We start from the raw sequence: 20,266 nt of genomic DNA, 5'->3' as shown, positions 1-20,266 counted from the left end.
GCAGCGCGGACTTCACATGAGCCCGTAGCATTACGGTGTCTCCGCAGAAATCTCCAGCCGTCAGCTGATTCTCTCGGCATGCGTCAAATTGCGTCGAATCCATAAGGCTCTTTTGAACGCGTGCATAGTTGTGTGCCACCTAAAAGGAGCACGCAATCCATCATGACCATTATCACTGGAAGCGCCGGTGCTGACGTTCTGTTTGGCGGTACCGGAAATGATGTTCTGACCGGAGGAGCAGGCAGCGACACTTTCGTGGTCTCGAAGGGCTATGGCTTCGATACCGTCACTGATTTTCAGGCGGGCTTCGGCGGCGATGTGTTGCGATTGCAGAACTACGGCTTTGCGACGTTCGCCAGTTTCCTGGCAGCGGCCACCCAAGTGGGCTCCGATACGGTTGTAACGCTGTCGTCGAGCGAAACTCTGACGCTGCAGAATGTCGCGCTTTCGACCTTGGTTGCAAGCAATGTCGCGCTGGACAATCCGCTGCCAGCGAGCGGAACGGCATGGAATTGGGCGGGTACCGTCCCTGCGGGCGGCACGCTGGTGACCGGAGCGACAAATGATGGCATGGAGGCCGGCGGCACGGGCGTCACGCTGATCGGCGGAGCAGGGGACGACACCTACTATGTCTATGACCACAACACTAAGGTGGTCGAGCAGGCCGGAGAGGGTATCGATACGATCCGCGTCTGGAACATCAACGGATACAGCCTTGTCAATGCGCCGAACGTCGAAAACCTTGTCCTGACAGATAGCGTTCCATCTCCCGCCACCGGCAATGATCTCAACAACATCATTATCGGCAATGCCGGCGACAACATGATCGACGGCGGACGGGGGAACGATGTGCTGACCGGTGGGGCCGGTCGCGACACCTTTGTCGTGAGAGCGGGCAACGGCAACGACATCGTCACCGACTTTCAGGCGGGTGCGGGCGGGGACATCCTGCAGCTCAACAACACCGGCTTCAAGACGTTCGCCGATGTCACGGCGGCCATGAAGCAGGTGGGCACAGACCTTGTCCTGACAATCGCTGGCGGCGAAACGATAACGCTTGAAAACACCAGCCTCCAGAATCTCACGGCCGGCAATATAAACATCGTCAGTCCCCTGACCGGATTGGTCCAGACCTTCAACGACGACTTCAACACGCTGTCCGCGGGGCAGGATCCCAGCCTGACCTGGCGCACGAGTTATGCCTGGAGCGGAGCGGCAAGCTACGGGCTGGCCGGCGAACAGGAAGTGTATGTCGATCCCAGCTTTTCCGGGCTGCCGGCAACTCAGGCGTCAACGTCGCTTGGGCTTAATCCGTTCTCGATTCACGACGGCCACCTTGTCATCACGGCACAGCCCTTGCCTGCGAGCGCCACGCCTTATACAGGCAGCGCCATTTTCTCGTCGGGCATGATCTCGACCCAGAACAGCTTTACCCAGACCTACGGCTATTTCGAGATGACGGCCACGCTGCCCAGCACAAGCGGCGCGTGGCCGGCGTTCTGGATGCTGCCCAGCACTGCCAATAACCTCAACACGGAAATCGATGTGCTCGAAGCATTTGGTCAGGATCCTGACCAGGCGCATTGGGCCATTCACTCACCCTACGCGCCCGCGACCAATGGGGGTTGGGCCAATACGGCCAACCTGACCACCGGAGAACACACGTTTGCGCTCAAATGGACGCCCTACGACCTGACGTTTTTCGTGGACGGGAAGGAGGTCGCGCAGCAGGCCACGCCCGCCGACATGAATACGGCGATGTACATGATCGCCAACCTAGCGATGGGCGGGAGCTGGCCGGGCAACGCCGCTCCAGGATCGACGGCGACGATGACCATCGATTCAATCAAAGCCTATCAATTGCCGGAGTACACGCTTGCGAACTACACCCTGCTCACGAGTGGCGGGTCGACCAACACGATCGTGGGAAGCGCAGCTGTAGATACGCTGACCGGCACGTCCGGCAATGACCTGATCGGTGGTGCAGGAGGCGCGGATGTCATGACTGGCGGCGCCGGCGATGACACTTATGTCGTGACCGATTCCGGTGCGAAGATTGTCGAGGCCTATGGCGGAGGCATCGACACGGTAAGCTCCTCGGTGACGTATACGCTTTCAAGCTACGTCGAGAATCTGACGCTCACCGGTTCGGCGGCCATCAACGCCACCGGAAATATTCAATCCAACATCATCATCGGAAATTCCGCGTCTAACGTGATCACCGGCGGGCTCGGCAATGATATCCTGACCGGCGGCGGCGGTATGGATACTTTCGTATTCAACTCCGGCGATGGTTCGGACATCATCACCGACTTTTCTCCGGGATCGGGCGCCGCTCACGACGTCGTCCAGCTCAACGGCTTTGCCTTCGCCTCGTTCGCCGACGTGCAGGCGGCGATGACCCAGGTCGGAAGCGACGTCTATCTGAAGTTGACCAGCCAGGACACCTTGGTTTTCCGCAACACGACGGTCTCGGCATTCACCAGCGACGATTTCCAATTGCCAGCAACGCTCCCGGTCGGCGGGACGATCACGTCATGGATTAGCGGGAAGGCGAGCAGCCGCATGGTGTACGGCACCGCGGCGAACGACAAGCTCTCGGCGGTCAATAGCGATGACACGCTCGTCGGGGGGAACGGCGACGATACCTACGTCATCGGAAGCGCGAACCAGAAAATCGTCGAGAATCCCGGCGGCGGCATTGACAGCGTGGAGGCGTGGACGTCGTACACGCTGACGGCGAACGTCGAAAACCTGACGTTGATGATGGGCGGGCTCGCGGGCGTCGGTAACCAATTGGCAAACCGTATGGTCGGCTCGAGCGGTGACGACGTCCTGGATGGCGCCGGCGGGAATGACTGGCTCTCTGGAGGATCCGGGAACGATACGTTCATTCACTCTGCAGGCAGCGGCAACGATACGATCGCGGATTTCCACGTCTTCACGAGCGCGACCGCCGAACACGACAAGCTGATTCTGAAAGGTTACGACAGCGGCGCCTATTTGACCCATGTGAACGACGTGTGGACCGTTCGCTACGCGGGTGGAGCAGATACGCTGCGCATTGCGGGCGTCACCAGCTTGACGTCGGCCGACTATTCATTCGTTTCCGCGACGAATTCGCCGATGGCGATGACATCTATCGCCGTGCCGACGATCTCGGCGGTCAACGACAGCGGCTCGATCGTATCGGGCCTGATCAATACAAATCATCTGGTCCTCACGGGTCGCGCGCAGGCAGGTGTGACCGTCAAGGTTTTCGACGGGACAACTCAGATCGGCACGGCGATAGCCGATGGCAATGGTAGCTGGAGCATGGCGACCGCATTGCTGGCCGAAGGCGGCCACACCTTTGCCGCCGCAGCGATGGACGGCGTCGGCAATCTCACCGCGCTCTCAGCCGGGGTGAATGTCACCATCGATACGGTCGCCCCGAACGTGCCCAAGCTCGCGTCGTTCTCGCCAGACAGCAACGTTGCCGGCGATGGCGTCACCAATGTCAACCACGTGAATTTGACTGGAACCGCGGACGCCGGGAGCACGGTGCAGGTCTTCGACGGCGCGACGATGATCGGAACCGCGATCGCCGATACCAGCGGAGCATGGTCCATTGCCACCGCAACGTTGGCGGACGGTAATCACACGTTTACCGGCAAGACTGCCGACGCCGCCGGCAACGTCAGCGCTTCCTCCGGTGCGTTGAATGTCACGGTCGACACGCGTGCCCCGGTTGCACCTATCCTGACCTCGGGCGCACCTGGAGCTTCTAGCGCAATAATCGTGTCCGGCACGGCAGAAGCCGGAAGCACTGTCCGGCTGTACGAGGGCGCGACCTTGCTCGGCACGGGCGTCGCGGCGACGAGTGGGGCCTGGAGCGTCACCACCGGATCGCTCACGGCAGGGCAACACAGCTTCACCGCCACCGCCACCGACATCGCCGGAAATTTGAGCCAGGTTTCGAATGCTTTCAGCTCCGCCGTCGGTACGGTGATCGAAGCGGCCGGAACGACATCGCTTATCAAGTCGGGAAGTAACTTCTACCTTTCGACGGCCAGCTCATCGGTGATCTTGAAGAATGGCGGAACGGCGGTTGTCGCGGGGCAGCTTGGCTCGTGGGTGCCAGTAGCTGCGGAAGCGTCGTCGAACGGCTATCTCGTCGCGTGGAAGATCCCCTCGACCGGTCAGTTCGCGGTCTGGAGCACCGACAGCAACGGCAATTTCGTATCCAACTATCTGAACAAGGTGTCCGGCACCGACCCGGCTCTTGAGTCGAGCGAGACCCTCTTTCACCAGGATCTCAACGGTGATGGCCTGATTGGTCTTCCACCAACGCCCCAGAAGGTTTCAGGCACGACAATCGAGGCGTCCGGCTCAACCAGCCTGGTTCTGGTCGGCTCGAATTACTTGCTCGACGCGATGACCAGCGGCGTGGGGCCGACCTTGAAGTACGGTGGCGTAGCGGTTGTGTCGGGACAGTTCGGCGCTTGGACGCCGGTGGGTGTGGAGCAAACGACCAGCGGCTATGATGTGGCCTGGAAGATTCCGGCCACCGGCGAACTCTGTGTGTGGACCACGGACAGCAATGGCAACTATGTATCGAACCTCCTGAACAAGGTGTCCCCAATCGACCCTGCTCTTAAAGCGGTCGAGACGACTTTTTATCAGGATCTCAATGGCGATGGTGTAATCAATACGTCATCGACCATCCTCAAGATCTCCGGAAATGTCGTATTGAATCTGGGCAATATGTCACAGGCCGCGACGGTCGACCCCGGCGCCACGCTCGAACTGTCCGGCGCCGCTTCGGGGTCGATCACCTTCAAGACGTCGACCGGCAATCTGGTGTTGGACCACGCGTCGCAATTTACGGGAACGCTCATCGGTCTGACGGGTGACGGCACCGCGTTCAATTCCAACCATATCGATCTGAAGGACATCGCGTACGGAGCGGGGACGTCGGCGTCCTTTTCCGGCAACACAGCCGGCGGTACGTTGACCGTGGTCGATGCCCAGAATCACACGGCAAATATTTCGCTTGTTGGTGACTACACCAGATCGACCTTCAACCTCTCGAGCGACGGAATGGGCGGCACGCTGGTGATCGATCCTCCGAAAACCAGCGTTGATTTGTCGGCGGTTGCCTCGTTACAGCCTCCTGCGACCGCACCGGCCGTCGGCCTCGCGGGCCTGGAAGATGGCGGGTTCGTGTTCGAGCAGTCCGCTACCTCCAATGCATATGACTTGGTCAACGAGGCGTCTCGCGAATCTGCCAAGGCAGTGCTCCTCGCGGCGATCACTTCCCCAGATGTTGATTCAGGCTTTCATCAGGTCGACGCCGTTCACGCGGTCGCCCCGGTCGATATTCATCTGGCGGAATTGCATGGCTTCATCGTTCGCTGAAGGTCTTTGCCTTTCGAAAGACGTTGCGCAATACGCGTTTCGCAAGTGCCCGTTTCTGCGCGAAGAAGGACATGGCGAGGAGATATGATGCATAGGCAAGCGCCAGCAGCGTAACCAGCCCAGCGAATGAGTTTCCATCCAGCAATGAGATGATCGAAATCCTTGTGACGGTCGCCGCAACTGCACAACCGATCCAATGCGGGACAGTCGTCTTGATCAGGTTCCTTGCCGTCACAGGGCCATGACGACCGATCGATATCGCATAAAGCGGCAGCACGACGGTGCAGTTCACCAGCGTATACGCTGCGGCGATTCCAAGCGCGCCCCAGGGAAGACCGGCGACGAATGAGGTCACGTTGATCAGGGCGGTCCAAACGCCGAGCCTGAAATACTCCTGGCCACGGCCTTCACTGAGGAACAACCAAGCTGCCGTCGCGGTCGCGACCTGGATCAAGCCCGCAACGCCAAGCCAGGAAAAAATCGGGGCTGCACCCACCCAATGCTCGCCGAGGAGAACTCTGAAGAGCGGCTCCGAGAGCAGGATGGCGAAGACGATGCCCGGCTGACATATGAGCATAACCATGGACAGGGCATCGTTGTAGGTGCTCAGATATCTCTCCTTATCGAAACGATGTCGCGAAAGCAGCGGGACAATCACCTGGCCGATAGGGTTATGTAATTGGACGATCGGCAGCAGCAACAGCTTATAGGCCCGATCGTACAGTCCGAGTTCGTCGCCGCCTCGAAATTTGCCGATGAGAATGTTGTCCGCATTTCTCGAGAGATAGTTGACCAGATTGAACCCTGACACGTGCAGGCCAAATCGCGCCATGTGTCGCGTCTCGCTGTCCAGATGGGGATATCCAGGGCGATAGCCAGAATAGGCCCAGATCCCGACTGTCGAAATGAGCGTGAGAACGAGCGTGGACAGATAAAGTGCCCAAAAGTCTCTCAAGATGATTACGGCGACGATCCCCGCGACAACGGAAGCGGTTGTCGCGGCGACATCCAGGATTGCCAGAGCCTTGAACCGGGACTCTCTGGCAAGTAGCGCCGCCGGAACGGTCGCAAGGCCGGCAATGAAGCTTAGGCCGGCAATTGCGATCATGAGCTGTTGAAGCCTCGTATCGTCGTAAAACAGCGCAACTGGATGCGCGCTCAACGCCAGAACGAGAGCAGATGCCGCGGAAGCGAGCACCGACAGCCAGAACAGCGCATCGATCTGACCCTTGGCGATCTCCGTGCGTTGAATGATGGCCTGTCCAACGCCGACGTCCTTGAGGAGTCCGAGGAACGTTGCAGCGGTCGCAGACATGGCCAGCACGCCGAAGTCGGACGGGGCAAGATTTCGCGTCGAGAATATCGTCAAGACAAAACCGGCCGAGAGTTTCCAGGCCTGGGATCCGCCCGTTATGAGGATGTTGGTTACGGCCCGTGACTTGCTGTCTTTGTCCAACGAGCTCACCCTGCGATCTCAAACAGTTTCTTGCGCGGTCTTGCGCCTGCCAACAAGTGCCTCGGGAAATCCAGTGCGCTGAACGATGGCGGTTCCGATCGTCTCCGGCTTTTAGCTTGGCCCTGACATGAACGGAAGACGTGATCGAGCGATGTGGGATCAGCGGGCTGGGTCGAAACTGTTTTCAAACGATGGTCTGACCGTCACCAATGTCGACGTGGACACTTGTGGTCACATCAATGCCCGCAGTTTGTCATATTCAATTCGCAGTGTTGAGGTTCCCGCGGGATGATTTCGTTGGCACTCGCACCGGGAGAAGGACGAGCTGCGCTTGCGATGCTTGCAGATGGCTAGTGATTCTATAATGTTCGGTTGGGCGAAGCTCCGGAGGTCCCAGACGGGATGGCGTTGTATACCGTTGCATCACAGCAAGGAGCGCGGTCTAGCGTCTCGTCGCTCGCGGGACCTCTCTTCCTTCTTGCAGTAGCCGTCATTCTTTCTGCGATTTCGCGGCGGGCCGTCACGCACCTCGCGCGCTGGTCTGACATTTACGCTTTGGTGCTGGTTTGCTTGGCATTTGCCGGCGCGCTCGCCTTCAGCTCCATTCGCTACCGTGATTTCTCGCCGCCATTGCGTATCACCGCGCTCGCGATCGGAATGACGATTTTCGTGCAGTTGCTGTTCGATTCATTGGGCCCTTTCGCAGGGCCCCCCAACATCCTGTTCGGTTCGAGCGACAAAATTCTGTTCTTCCGCTACGGTGCAGTGCTTGCGGTTGTGGCAGGAATAGCCGCGATCTGGCGTCCTTCATTTCTGGTGCCGCTGTTCTATTTTTATCATGCATGGCGCGAAATGGTGAGCGTCGTGTCCGGCATCTTCGTGACCGAGACCGATTATCTCGGGATGCTCGACGTCGGTAACTTCGCCGTCCTTGGCGTGCTCGGCACGATCGTCCTCACCAGCGCCTGGGTGATGGATCGCGTGCCGTGGCTGCGAACTCTGTTCGCTTCTGCAGACAACGTGAAGCAGCTTCGCGATCGCGCCTATGGCTTGATTTGGGCGTGCGCCGTCGGGGCGCATCTCGGCAGCTATTTCTGGTCGGGAATCGCAAAGCTGCAGGCCGGTGGCGAGAAGCCATGGACCTGGCTGCTCGCAAATCCCACGCAAACCTCAATCCTGATGGGTCTCGAACGCGGCGACGCCCCGCTCGGCCTATGGCCTGGCGCGTTGCAGACGATCTGGGACGCGATCGTGAGCAACCAGCTGATCTTCAACGTGTTCGTGCTGGCTGCCCAGCTCCTATCGCCCTTGGCTGCGATCTCGACGCGCGCGCTGTCGTTTTTCTGCCTGCTGTTCGACATCTTCCACATCGGCGTGTACTTCACACTGGGGGCTCTGTTCTTCTTCTGGATTGCGCTCAACCTGTTCATCGTAGCCGCGGCACGCACCCTGCCGCGTGATGGGTTCACCCCGGCGATGAAGGTTGTGATGGTCGTGACCGTCATTTGTGGCCGGTTCTTCTTCTACACCAATTACCTTGGATGGCTGGACGGGCCGAAGCTGGCAAGCCCGCGGCTTTTCGTCGAGACCCGCGATGGTCGCCAGGTTCTCGCGCCTTCCACGTATTTCGGCATCTACTCGTACATGATCGGGACCGGAACCATGTACATCCCTGAGAATCATTTCCGGGCTCGCGTTGGCGGCAACAACCACGATCTTGCGACTTGGCACGACGCGACCACCTGCGGCCCGGAGATCCTTCCGCGTCAGGACACAGGCGTAGCCATGGAGGCCGTGGAAAAAATGGTCCGCGAGACGGATCGCTTTTTCCGTGTCTATCCCTGGGTGAAGGATAACAACAGTTTTTATGCCTATCCGCACCACATGCTGTCCAATCCATGGCTGTACGGCGAATTCAACAAGCTGACCATGGACGATATTGTCGCCTATCACTATGTGGTGGACTCAGTATGCCTCGGCCTGGCGGAGGGCAAGCTTGTGCGCGACGTTCGGAAGCGAACGGACTATCGAATTGACCCATAGTGATGACGATATCTGGGTGGTCTATGACGGCGAATGCCCGTTATGCAGCCGCTATGTTCTGCTGTACCAGTTGCGGGAGCGTGGGCAGCGCATTCACCTGATCGACGCGCGTTCGGAGCATCCAATCGTGCGCGATATCCGCGCGCGCAACCTCGATCTCAATGAAGGCATGGTGGTTCGCTGGCGTGGGCGGCACTACTATGGGGCCGCTGCAATGCATCTGCTGGCAACGCTTGCCGGGGAGGCGACCGTCTTCAATCGCCTCAATCGGCTCGTGTTCTCCCGGACCCGCCTCGCAAGGGCAATTTATCCAGTGCTGGTGCGCGGAAGGAAGCTTCTCCTTCGGCTTCTCGGCCGCAAGCTGATCGATGAAATCAATGCTCCAGAACAGCAGATACCGGTCGGTCCTTCCGACGAACACATCAAGCACAACGACGGGGTCCGGTGACGATTGGAGGAAGGCTCCAGCGCGCCTCCTGTGTTCAGGAAGCGGTGTCAGGGTTGTCGCGTCGCGGCCTGGTAGGCCGGGGAGAGACGCATCAGACCGCAACGGACAAGATCGTCTGATGATTGGTAGATCAGGCTATTGGGATAGATGAGCTCGAATGACGGATTCTGATCGAGCCGCTCCGCGTAGCGTTGATACTCGACCGAGCCGAGATAGTAGTTCCCCTCACGGACCGCGATTGCGACCTTATCGGTGAAGTCGTGAAGAAATTTGAAATGGAGCAGGGCGCCTGTGACATCGCCTGCCTTGCCTGCTGGGGCCATCAGGTGACCGGCGGCGATATAGCGACGGCCGGGCGACCATCGCGCGAGCGGCACTTTAGTGAGCAGCGGTGGCTGCCAGCGCGTTATGTTAACTGCAGGCAGCAGCCGCGCCAGCCCGTATGGCTCAAGCAACTGTACAAGTGCGTCGTAAAGAGCGATCTTTGGCGGCATCGGTTCGTCATAAAACAGCCTCGCTCGCGCACCACCCACCAGGTAGTTGGTCGGAAAGCCGCGCCGACGGCGCTTCACATAGGTGTCGGAATCGAAGTAGGGGGAGAAAGCGATGAGGCTCTCGCCGGCATGGTAGCGCTCCGGACCGCCGAGCCGGCGTGGATACATATCGACCATTTCCGCGGTCATGCAATCAGCGCCGGTGCTCTCCAGATAACGGCACAACCATCGAAGATCAAAACGTTCGCAGCCGGGGTAGACGAAGAGTTCGTCTGCGTCGAGCGTCAGCGCCCACCGTCCTGGCGCGAATTGGTCGAGCACGGCGCTGGTCCAACGCGCACCACCACTTGATTCTGCAAAAGGCTCCCGAATCTCGAACACGTGAACATCCGGCTGATCGAGCAGGAATGCTCGCGTGCCGTCGTCTGAACGGTCATCGATCGCGAGGAAACGTCCGACTCCGAGCCGGCGATGATGGCGCAGGAAATCGGGTAATCGCAGCATCTCGTTGCGGAGCTTGCCGACAGCTACGATCTCATCGACGCCGAAGTCGAGGGGCCGGGTATCAACCCGGTGAATGACCGGATCGGGGCGCTGCTTGGTCCGTGATCGCGTTGGCGTCAAAAGTGCGACAGCCGCTTGACCCCTTACGATCGACTCTTGTAACGCGTTCTGCGCGCCATTGCCGCCCGCCGCTGCTCTCGCCGGCAATTCCATTTTAGATTTTCCAGCCAACCGATCACATCTGCATTATCTACGATAAAGACGGCGAATATAGGTGCTATGGACGGTCACATTGTCTCAGCGGGTTGATCTAGCCTCATAAGTGCGTGGCGAGCTACAAATGGGCGCTTCTTCTTTGCAAGAGGAATATCGGCCGGCGTCGCGTCGGTTCCAAATTGATTGCATTGCCATTCATTCCCAAACGTCTTGAGCATACTTGATGTGTCGCTCCAGCTTGTCGCGCGTCGTGTCGTGCAAAAGCATTTTGCCCGGTCGGCTTTGTGCAACACAGCTATTCCGCGGAAGTTTCAAGGAGCCGAAATCAAAGTCAAAGAAGAAGCCTCCGCCACGCGTATTCAATTTGGTGCAGGAGATCTTTCGAGCCATTGAGCAGATTAGAGCTGCGGCCAACGGTTTCTGCGGAGCAGAACGCGTGCACGGGATCATGCCGCGTAAATGAAGCGCTCACAAGCACACCGGCGGGAATGCGGCCCCGCGGGATGAACTGCATGGCAATTAAGCAGGTGCGGAGCTTCTACAGAAGGATGTAACAATGTACGACCATGCGACAACATTCTCGCTGGCCGCTCATGATAGGGGGCTGACTAGACTGCGATTTGCGATTCAGGCATCTGCGGTGATGCCTCCGACTGCACCTGGTCGAGCACCGAGAGGTTCGCGATGAGCAGATAGATCAGCAGGCTCGCGCAATAGACGACTTGCAAAATTACCGCGCTGGCGACGAAGGCTATCGCGCCCGTGGCGAAACCCTGCTCAAGGCCCAAATACCACGCTGCAACCAGGATCAGCATCGTTGCGGGAATAAGAGCGTATGCGCGAAGAAAACGCCCCAGAAGAACACCCGCCACGGCGCTTGCGATCATCAGCACGACCAAAATCTGCCCTCCTGCTCTTGCACCAGAGATGTTCCGGACGCATGACGGGCCGTATTGTAGCCACAGAGCCGCTAAAAACATACCACTTTTGCACGGCCGTCGCCAGTCATTGGTGCGGCTGCCGCCGCGCCGCGGGCGGGCGGCTCTGTTCTGGAACGTGCTCGGTCGTCGGCGCGATCCCCTGGATTCCGGAGTTCTCCTGCTGACAACTTGGTGCTTTTCGGTTCCAGGGGTTTACTTTCCCCCCGGTGTGCTCGACCTCGGCAACAGGCGGATTCGCGAATGCGGCAAGAGGCTTGTGACCAAGGCGCCTCCGGAGGCGACCGGTCCTAGCCCCCCTGCTTTTTACGCAGCAGGAGCCCGACGAGTTCTTCGAGGCTCTGCTCAATGTCCACGGACTGCAAAGATCCGGTATCGGGCTCAGAGGAATGCGGCTCGATCAGACGCAAGCTTGCGCCGGCAGGCGCGGATTTCGCTGGCTTCGGCTCCCGAATGGATACGGGTTTAAGCGACTGAGGCATGTCATAGTTCGTCTGCTCAGTCATTGTGGGTTGAGGTGTGGCGTATCGCGTCCTGGTGCTTTCATCCGAAGATGGTCGCCTGGTTCTGAGCTCGGGCGAAACGTAGGGCTGCAAGTTCAGGTACTCGGCGTGCCGCTTACGAGAGATCAGCTCACGCGTGCCGTAGCCGGCCGCGAAGCCAATCGCGAGCAGAACAAATATGATGAGGAGCCCAACCATCAAACTATACGCGCCCACTCATAATTCTGCCTCAGAGTTAACCTGCTACCGTCCATATCCCGTAGTTGATAGATGCCGTAATTGACGATTTGAAGGCACGTCGTTCGGCGTGTCCGGGTGGGGCTGCGCTCGCCTGAGGATCGCTTCCAACGAGGGGTGAGGTGTTCGCGATACGAGATATTCGCTGTGATCCGCCGAGGCGCCAAGTTGCTGGTTAACGCGCCCCCGGTTTGGCATCGCACGCGTCGAGAGTGATGCGACAGCCATCGATTGAGAGGTCGCTCAACGTAGCGAGCATCGCAACAGGCAACCAGAATACCGAGATCGCCGTCTTGTCGTTACAATCCCCAGGTTCCACCATCATAGCCGGTAGTCGCGCGCAGAAGATCGGGGCGGTCAACGGTTTTCGCGGACTCGCCATCCTGATGGTGATCCTCTTTCACTTGCTTGTTCCGTTTACATCCAGCGCGCCGGCGTTTCCCGGCGAACTTGATCCGAATGGTCTCTTGGCCATTGTCGCAAAGCACGGCTTCTTGGGCGTAAATATCTTTTTTGTGCTCTCTGGATTCGTTCTGTACCTGCCCTATCGCACCAAGAAGCGGGCCATCGATCGGCTCGCCGACTTCGCGCATTTCTATTGGCATCGCGCAGCCCGGTTGCTTCCACTTTACTATACGGTTGTCCTCGTGACGGTTGCACTCCATGCCAAGTCGCCCGCAGGGTCGCACGCGTGGTATCTGGAGCTCGGCGGACTGCTATCTACGCTCTTCATTTTTGTGCCGCACGGGTTTATGCCTCCCTCCAATCCCGTATTGTGGTCCGTAGGCGTTGAAATCTGGTTCAGCCTTTTATTTCCGCTGCTGATTCTTCTGATCGCGCGCTTCGGCCTTCGAAGGCTGTTGCTGTTGAGCGTCGTCATCTGCTCAGCTTTTGTGATGGCTGGGCATCTTATCGCGGTGGATCGGGTTGGGATGTTTCGCCCGTTTGTGGGCGGAATATTTGGGTCGTGTTACCAGTTCATTTTCGGAATGTTGGTTTGCGATCTCTACGTCAAGTCCAGGGACAGCGTTTCACTCAGGAGATTTCAGTCGCGGGGGCTGCTGCCCGGACTGCTGCTGATGATCGCCGCCATATATCTCAAGGATAACGGCCCCTGGGCTGTGAGCATTCTCTACGCCACGATCTTTTGCGCCGGGTTTTCCATGGTGCTGCTGGCGGTGTTGTGCGGGGCATGGTCCGCAAATCGCTTGTTCGAGGCATGGCCCATTCAAATCGTCGGATGCATGTGCTACAGCATCTATGCGTGGCATTCGATCATCATGGTTGAAATGATCCCGCCCGATACGTCTCCGCTCCAAGACACGCTTCGACTTTCATTTCCGTATCTTGCAATAACGATCCTGCTAAGTGCGCTGAGCTATCGCTATATCGAATTTGGGCATCAGGGGGACTGGAGGTCGTTGTTCCTGTTGCGCAACTCCAATTCCGACGAGCTCACCGGCGCTGGGGTATCCCGTCGTGCTGAGTCTAAACCGGTCGCATCGTCCTAAGAGGACTCCCTGCTGGGACATCTGGGACTGCGGGTCAAAGGTATGTTCGGTGCTCGAGTTCGCGGCTGCGCCTCAGTCCTGTGGCAAAGTCGAGGGCGTTGCGGACCTTGGCGGCTTACTTTTGTATCCCGCCTAGCGCGACGGCTCTGAAGGTCCGACGGCGTGACAACCCAGGCGCTGATCATGCGAGTTGCTGCGCGTCGCCGCGCTGTCGAGCGATGGTCCACAGAACGAACCCAAATTTTCTTTTACATTTCAACGCTCTGCGCAAGCAAGCGCCATCGATGACCGTCACACCTCTGCCGGCGCCGCCTTGCTGCATATGAGGTCGCGGTGTAGATGTCGCACATGAGCGATGATGCCCATACCCTTCGAAGCGGCCGGCTCAGCGCGACCGTCAAGGCGCATGGCGCCGAACTGTGCTCGCTCATGGACGCCGGCGGCATCGAATTCGTCTGGCAGGCGGGGCCGCAATGGCCGCGCCATGCGCCGCTGCTGTTTCCGATCGTCGGGCGCCTCGCCAACGATGAATTGCGGCACCGGGGCAAGACCTATCGCATGACCCAGCACGGCTTTGCGCGCGACAGCCGTTTCGTGTGGACAGAACGCGGCGAGGGCCGCTGCACGCTGGTGCTCGAAGACAGCGAGGCGACGCGCGCGCTCTATCCGTTCGCATTCCGGCTCACCGCTGCCTATGCGATCGACGATTCCGGCCTTGATCTGACGTTCACGATCGCCAACACCGGCAAGGAGACATTGCCGGCTTCGCTCGGCGGCCATCCCGCCTTCAACTGGCCGCTCCAAGCCGGGCACGCGAAGGAGAGCTATGCGCTGACCTTTGCGAACGCGGAATCGGCTCCCGTCCGCCGTCTCGACGGCGGCTTGCTGCGCGCAGCAACCGAGCCGAGCCCGGTCAAGAATAGAGCGCTGCCCCTGTCCGAATCCCTGTTCGTGGATGACGCCATCATCTTCGACCGCATTGAGAGCAATTCGGTCCACTATGCCGCGGGGCAGGGCGCAGCAACCGGGCCCTGGCTGAAAATGTCCTGGCGCGGCTTTCGCGAACTCGGCATCTGGTCGAAACCGTCGGGCGCGCCGTTCCTCTGCATCGAGCCCTGGCGCGGCCATGCCAGCCCCACCGGCTTCGACGGCGAGTTCACCGAGAAGCCCGGCCTGATGCATATCGCGCCGGGTGCGCAAGAGTGCTTGTCGTTCCGGATCGAGGTCGGATCGTCCTGAGAACGCCTCAGAGCTCGATGCGCGTGAGGTCCTCACCGAGTACGACAGGACCCGAGTAATCCCGCCGGACATCGTCGAGCAGCGCGTTCAGCATGGTATCGTCGGTGCGCGGCCGGTGATGGGTCAGCGCGAGCTTCTTGACGCCGGCCTTGGCCGCGACCTTTCCGACCGTATCGCCGCAGGCAATCGTGAATTTCGCAAGCCTCGTGCTACGGGCCGGTTTCACCAGAACGACACTCGAATGTGAGGCGCAGCCGGCGGAAGGAACGCCCCCTCCCTCGCGCGTGTTGTGCCCTTGGCGGGGTGCCGGTCGGTGCTATTGTATCCCGCGATCGCGTGCGACAGGACGAGGTATTTCAGTGGCTAATGTTGATCCCGCGGCGGGCAAGCAGGCCTCGCCGGACGCGCTCACCAACATTCCGCGGCTGGTGACCGCCTATTTCGCCGGCAAGCCCGACGCGGCCGACCCCGCGCAACGGGTCGCGTTCGGCACCTCGGGTCATCGCGGCACCTCGTTCAAGAACACCTTCAACGAGGGCCACATCGTCGCGACCACGCAGGCGATTTGTGATTACCGGCGAGAAAAGGGGCTGACGGGCCCGCTCTTCATCGGCATCGATACCCATGCGCTGGCAGAGCCCGCCCTCACGAGCGCCGTCGAGGTGTTCGCGGCCAACGATGTCGATGTCATGATCGACAAGGATGGCGGCTACACGCCGACGCCGGTGATCTCGCACGCGATCCTGACCTACAACAAGGGGCGTACGGGCGGCCTCGCCGATGGCGTCGTGATCACGCCCTCGCACAATCCCCCGGAAGACGGCGGCTACAAATACAACCCGCCGCATGGCGGCCCCGCCGACACCGACGTCACCGGCGTGGTCGAGAAGCGCGCCAATGCTTATCTCGCCGAGGCCCTCAGGAGCGTGAAGCGCGTCGACTACGCCAAGGCGCGCAAGTCTTCGAAAGTCCACGCCTACGACTTCATCACACCTTATGTTGCCGATCTCGGCAATGTCGTCGATCTCGACCTGGTCAAGTCCGCCGGCGTCACGATCGGCATCGATCCGCTCGGCGGTGCCGCCGTGCATTACTGGCATCCGATCATCGAGCGCTACGGCCTCAAGGCCACCGTCGTGAACGAGGCGATCGATCCGACCTTCCGCTTCATGACGGTGGACTGGGACGGCAAGATTCGTATGGACTGCTCCTCGCCTTATGCGATGGCGAGCCTGATCGGGATGCGCGACCGCTTCGACGTCGCCTTTGCCAACGACACCGACGCCGATCGCCACGGCATCGTGACGCGCACCGGCGGCCTGATGAATCCAAACCATTATCTTGCGACCGCGATCTCCTATCTGTTCACGCACCGTCCGGACTGGGGCAAGGATGCCGCGATCGGCAAGACCGTGGTGTCGAGCTCGATTATCGATCGCGTTGCGAAAAAGCTCGGCCGCAAGCTGATCGAGACGCCGGTCGGCTTCAAATGGTTCGTCGACGGCCTCCTCACCGGCGGCTTCGGCTTCGGCGGCGAGGAGAGCGCGGGGGCCTCGTTCCTGCGCCGGGACGGCACGGTCTGGACCACCGACAAGGACGGCGTCATTCTTGGTCTGCTTGCTGCCGAGATCATGGCCAGGACCGGCCGTGACCCCAGCCAGCTCTTTGGCGACCTCACCGCCGAGTTCGGCGTGCCCCATTACGCGCGTACCGACGTCGCGGCCACGGGGCCGCAGAAGACCATCCTGAAATCGGTCACCCCCGAGCAACTTGGCCTGAAAGATCTCGCCGGCGACCCCGTCCGGGCCACCCTGAGCAAGGCGCCCGGCAACAGCCAGCCGTTCGGTGGCATCAAGGTCGAGACCGATTTCGGCTGGTTCGCAGCAAGGCCGTCGGGGACGGAGGACGTCTACAAGATCTACGCCGAGAGCTTCCGCAGCACCGAGCACCTGACGCGGATTCAGGAGGAGGCTAGGGCCGGCCTGGCGAGGGTGTTCGAGACGTAGCCGCCGGGCGCAAGCCTCTCTTACGTCCCTTGGAGGGCCCTCCAGGGGAAGTAAGAGGATCGCGCCCAGACATTCCTGCAAACCCAAAAAAACATGCGCGATGTATACAATCGTCGAGATATAGGTATGATAGTAGTGCCTTAATTCGCCTTGAATCCATCTAAGCTCCTGCTAGTGTATACATAACGTATTCATGAGCCGTGGGAGTGAGACCGATGACAAAGCCGTTCCCGATGAACGCCTGGTACGCTGCGGCATGGGATGCCGAGGTGAAGCCGGCGCTGTTGCCGCGGACGATCTGCGGCAAGCATGTCGTGATGTACCGCAAGGCCGACGGCTCGGTGGCCGCGCTGGAGGATGCCTGCTGGCATCGCCTGGTGCCGCTGTCCAAGGGACGGCTCGAAGGCGACACCGTCATCTGCGGCTATCACGGCCTGAAGTACAACGCGCAAGGGCGCTGCACCTTCATGCCCTCGCAGGAGACCATCAATCCGTCCGCCTGTGTCCGCGCTTATCCCGTGGTCGAGCGTCACCGCTACATCTGGCTCTGGATGGGCGATCCCTCGCTGGCCGATCCCGCGCTGGTTCCGGACATGCACTGGAATCACGATCCGGCCTGGGCCGGCGACGGCAAGACCATCCATGTCAAATGCGACTACCGCCTCGTGCTCGACAATCTCATGGATCTCACCCACGAAACTTTTGTGCACGGCTCCTCCATCGGTAACGATGCGGTGGCTGAGGCGCCGTTCGACGTCACCCATGGCGAGAAGACGGTGACCGTGACGCGCTGGATGCGCGGCATCGAGCCGCCGCCGTTCTGGGCCAAGCAACTCGGCAAGCCCGGTCTCGTCGACCGCTGGCAGATCATCCGCTTCGAAGCCCCGTGCACCATCGCCATCGACGTCGGCGTGGCGCCGACCGGCACCGGCGCGCCGGAAGGCGACCGCTCGCAGGGCGTCAACGGTTTCGTGCTCAACACCATCACGCCGGAGACCGAGAAGACCTGCCATTATTTCTGGGCGTTCGTGCGCAACTATCGCATCAGTGAGCAGCGCATCACCAGCGAAATCCGCGAGGGCGTCTCCGGCATCTTTCACGAGGACGAGCTGATCCTCGAAGCGCAGCAGCGCGCGATGGACGAGAACCCGGATCGTATCTTCTACAACCTCAACATCGATGCGGGCGCGATGTGGACGCGCAAGCTGATCGATCGCATGGTGGCGAAGGAAAACGCGCCGCAGCATCTCCAGGCCGCGGAATAGCCGACATGGCCGAACGTGAGGTCGACCGCTCCGTCTCGCAGACCGTGAAGGCGCAGCTCGCGCTGCGCGACCAGATCCTGTCAGGGTCGTTGCGTCCGGGCGAGCGCATCTCCGAACTCCAGGCGGTGGAGACCACCGGCGCCTCGCGCACGCCGGTGCGCATGGCGCTGGTGCGACTGGAGGAGGAGGGCCTCTTGGAGGCGATCCCGTCCGGCGGCTTCATGGTGAAGGCGTTCTCGGAGCGCGACATCTCCGACTCCATCGAGCTGCGCGGCACGCTGGAAGGCCTCGCCGCACGTTTCGCCGCCGAGCGCGGCGTCTCCGCGCGCGAGCTCGAGCCGCTGAAGGAGTGCCTCGCCGCCATCGACGAATTGCTGCGCCAGGTGCCGATCTCGGTCGATTCCTTCTCGTCCTATGTCACGCTGAACGCGCGCTTTCATGCGCTGCTCACGGAATTGTCGCGCAGCCCGCCGTTGATTCGCCAGATCGACCGCGCCTCCGCGCTGCCGTTCGCCTCGCCCAGCGGCTTCGTGATGGCGCAATCGGCGCTGCCCGAGGCGCAGCAGATCCTCATCATCGGGCAGGAGCATCATCGCGTCGTGATTGACGCGATCGAGAATCGCGAAGGCGCGCGCGCCGAGGCCGTCATGCGCGAGCATGCGCGGCTCGCGGTGCGCAACCTGCGGCTCGCGCTGCGCAACCGGACCCATCTCGACCTCTTGCCGGCGCTCGCGCTGATCAAGACCGCAACCGATTGAGGGCACAGCCATGCGCTTCATCGAAACCTGGATACCGGCAACGCTCGTCTCGACCCGCGATCTCGCACCGAGCATCCGCGAATTCCTGATCCGGCCGGATCAGTTCGATGGCGCCGCCTATCCGGTCGGCAGCCACATCAATGTCAGCGTCACCATCGACGGCCTGCCGGAGACGCGGTCCTATTCGCTGGTCGGCGAAGCCACCTCGGCTGGTTTCAAGATCGCGGTGCGCCGCGCTGATGATTCCCGAGGCGGCTCGCGCTATATGTGGTCATTGCAGCCAGGCGCACGGCTCGACATCACCCAGCCCGCCTCGCTGCTTGCGGTGGACTGGACGCGGGAAAACTATTGCCTGATCGCCGGTGGCATCGGCATCACCCCGATCCTCGGCGCCGCACAGGCGCTGGCGCGGCGCGGGGCTGACGTCACGCTGCATTATGCGGTGCGCTCGCGCGCCGAAGCCGCCTATCTCGATGATCTCGCCGCGCTGCTCGGCGATCGCCTGGTCGTTCATGCCAGCGACGAAGGCCACCGGCTCGATCTCGACGCCCTGTTCGCGTCGGCGCCCAAGGGCGCGCTCGCGCTGTTCTGCGGCCCGATGCGCATGCTCGATGCCGCGCGCCATGCCTGGATCGGCGCCGGCCATCCGCTTCCGGATCTCCGCTACGAGACCTTTGGCTCCAGCGGCACGCTGCCGACCGAGACGTTCCGGGTGCGTCTGAAGGACTCAAATGTCGAGCTCGAAATTCCGCGCGAACGCTCGATGCTGGACGTGCTCAACGCCAGCGGCCACGACGTGATGTATGATTGCAAGCGCGGCGAATGCGGCCTGTGCGCCATCGACGTGGTCGCGGTCGACGGCGACATCGACCATCGCGACGTTTTCTTCAGCGACCAGCAGAAGCAAAGCAACCAGAAGATCTGTGCCTGCGTCTCCCGCGCGAGGGGCACGATCACCGTGGATACACTGCTGCGGGCGGACGCGATCTGAAATAGCGTCCAGCGAGATCTGTTTTGGCGGAATGGACGGAGCCACGGACACCACCTCTCCCGCGTGCGGGAGAGGTCGCGCCGAAGCCGCGGGTGAGGGTTCTCTCCTCTGGGGAAGTCCCTCTGTGGAGACACCCTCCCCAATCCTCCCCCGCAAGCGCAGGGGAATCGCATATGGATTTCTCTGGCCTATTGCATTGGAGAGCAAGAGAGATTCTGAAGACGACTCCCAGAGCATGGAGGGGGTCGGATGCGGAG

The 20,266-nt window shown here is 60.6% G+C and carries 14 protein-coding genes; 9 read left to right on the top strand and 5 right to left on the bottom strand.

Annotation, left to right across the window (positions count from 1 at the left end):
* Positions 1–162 precede the first annotated feature (162 nt).
* On the top strand, positions 163–5,400 hold the full coding sequence (locus IVA87_RS11690) for an Ig-like domain-containing protein (protein WP_247333606.1): 5,238 nt from the start codon (positions 163–165) through the stop codon (positions 5,398–5,400).
* On the opposite strand, the gene IVA87_RS11685 is transcribed toward IVA87_RS11690, so the two are convergent.
* Complete coding sequence (locus IVA87_RS11685; RefSeq protein ID WP_247305591.1) at positions 5,387–6,856, bottom strand: lipopolysaccharide biosynthesis protein; 1,470 nt, start codon at positions 6,854–6,856, stop codon at positions 5,387–5,389. The genes IVA87_RS11690 and IVA87_RS11685 overlap by 14 nt on opposite strands.
* A 402-nt stretch (positions 6,857–7,258) precedes the next feature.
* Between IVA87_RS11685 and IVA87_RS11680 the strand changes: the two genes are divergently transcribed.
* Together IVA87_RS11680 and IVA87_RS11675 are read left to right on the top strand one after the other, a co-directional pair.
* A complete protein-coding gene (locus tag IVA87_RS11680; protein ID WP_247305594.1) occupies positions 7,259–8,899 on the top strand; it encodes a hypothetical protein in 1,641 nt (546 codons plus the stop codon).
* Entirely contained in the window at positions 8,889–9,347 is a 459-nt protein-coding gene (locus IVA87_RS11675) for a DCC1-like thiol-disulfide oxidoreductase family protein (RefSeq protein WP_247305597.1), read from the top strand. The genes IVA87_RS11680 and IVA87_RS11675 overlap by 11 nt, the downstream gene beginning before the upstream one ends.
* Before the next feature lie 47 nt (positions 9,348–9,394).
* Here the strand turns inward: IVA87_RS11675 and IVA87_RS11670 are convergent, their stop codons facing one another.
* From IVA87_RS11670 to IVA87_RS11660, 3 genes are all read right to left on the bottom strand, one after another.
* Positions 9,395–10,558 carry a glycosyltransferase family 2 protein gene (locus IVA87_RS11670; protein WP_247333605.1) on the bottom strand — a complete coding sequence of 388 codons (1,164 nt, stop codon included), beginning with the start codon at positions 10,556–10,558 and terminating at the stop codon, positions 9,395–9,397.
* A 611-nt stretch (positions 10,559–11,169) separates the two neighbouring features.
* Positions 11,170–11,460, bottom strand: coding sequence for a hypothetical protein (locus IVA87_RS11665; RefSeq protein WP_130211929.1), 291 nt, complete (start codon positions 11,458–11,460; stop codon positions 11,170–11,172).
* A 329-nt stretch (positions 11,461–11,789) separates the two neighbouring features.
* A complete protein-coding gene (locus tag IVA87_RS11660) occupies positions 11,790–12,203 on the bottom strand; it encodes a hypothetical protein (protein WP_247333604.1) in 414 nt (137 codons plus the stop codon).
* A 251-nt stretch (positions 12,204–12,454) separates the two neighbouring features.
* Between IVA87_RS11660 and IVA87_RS11655 the strand changes: the two genes are divergently transcribed.
* Positions 12,455–13,750: an acyltransferase gene (locus IVA87_RS11655; protein ID WP_247305604.1), complete on the top strand. Its 1,296-nt coding sequence runs from the start codon at positions 12,455–12,457 to the stop codon at positions 13,748–13,750.
* Between the two features lie 348 nt (positions 13,751–14,098).
* Positions 14,099–14,989, top strand: a complete 891-nt coding sequence (locus IVA87_RS11650; protein ID WP_247305607.1) for an aldose 1-epimerase family protein — start codon at positions 14,099–14,101, stop codon at positions 14,987–14,989.
* Positions 14,990–14,996: 7 nt separating this feature from the next.
* Here IVA87_RS11650 and IVA87_RS11645 read toward each other — a convergent pair whose 3' ends face one another.
* Complete coding sequence (locus IVA87_RS11645; RefSeq protein WP_247305610.1) at positions 14,997–15,215, bottom strand: hypothetical protein; 219 nt, start codon at positions 15,213–15,215, stop codon at positions 14,997–14,999.
* A 133-nt stretch (positions 15,216–15,348) separates the two neighbouring features.
* On the opposite strand from IVA87_RS11645, the gene pgm reads away from it, so the two are divergent.
* From pgm to IVA87_RS11625, 4 genes are all read left to right on the top strand, one after another.
* Positions 15,349–16,995 carry a phosphoglucomutase (alpha-D-glucose-1,6-bisphosphate-dependent) gene (gene pgm, locus IVA87_RS11640; RefSeq protein ID WP_247305613.1) on the top strand — a complete coding sequence of 549 codons (1,647 nt, stop codon included), beginning with the start codon at positions 15,349–15,351 and terminating at the stop codon, positions 16,993–16,995.
* A 215-nt stretch (positions 16,996–17,210) separates the two neighbouring features.
* Positions 17,211–18,260: an aromatic ring-hydroxylating dioxygenase subunit alpha gene (locus tag IVA87_RS11635; protein ID WP_247305617.1), complete on the top strand. Its 1,050-nt coding sequence runs from the start codon at positions 17,211–17,213 to the stop codon at positions 18,258–18,260.
* A gap of 5 nt (positions 18,261–18,265) precedes the next feature.
* Positions 18,266–19,018 carry a GntR family transcriptional regulator gene (locus tag IVA87_RS11630; protein ID WP_247305620.1) on the top strand — a complete coding sequence of 251 codons (753 nt, stop codon included), beginning with the start codon at positions 18,266–18,268 and terminating at the stop codon, positions 19,016–19,018.
* Positions 19,019–19,028: 10 nt separating this feature from the next.
* Positions 19,029–20,009 carry a PDR/VanB family oxidoreductase gene (locus tag IVA87_RS11625; protein WP_247305623.1) on the top strand — a complete coding sequence of 327 codons (981 nt, stop codon included), beginning with the start codon at positions 19,029–19,031 and terminating at the stop codon, positions 20,007–20,009.
* The last annotated feature ends 257 nt before the right edge of the window (positions 20,010–20,266 follow it).

Source organism: Bradyrhizobium sp. 147, from assembly GCF_023073935.1.
Lineage (GTDB): Bacteria > Pseudomonadota > Alphaproteobacteria > Rhizobiales > Xanthobacteraceae > Bradyrhizobium.
Note: the sequence above shows the minus strand (reverse complement) of the source record. Positions and strands in the feature narration are given on the sequence as shown.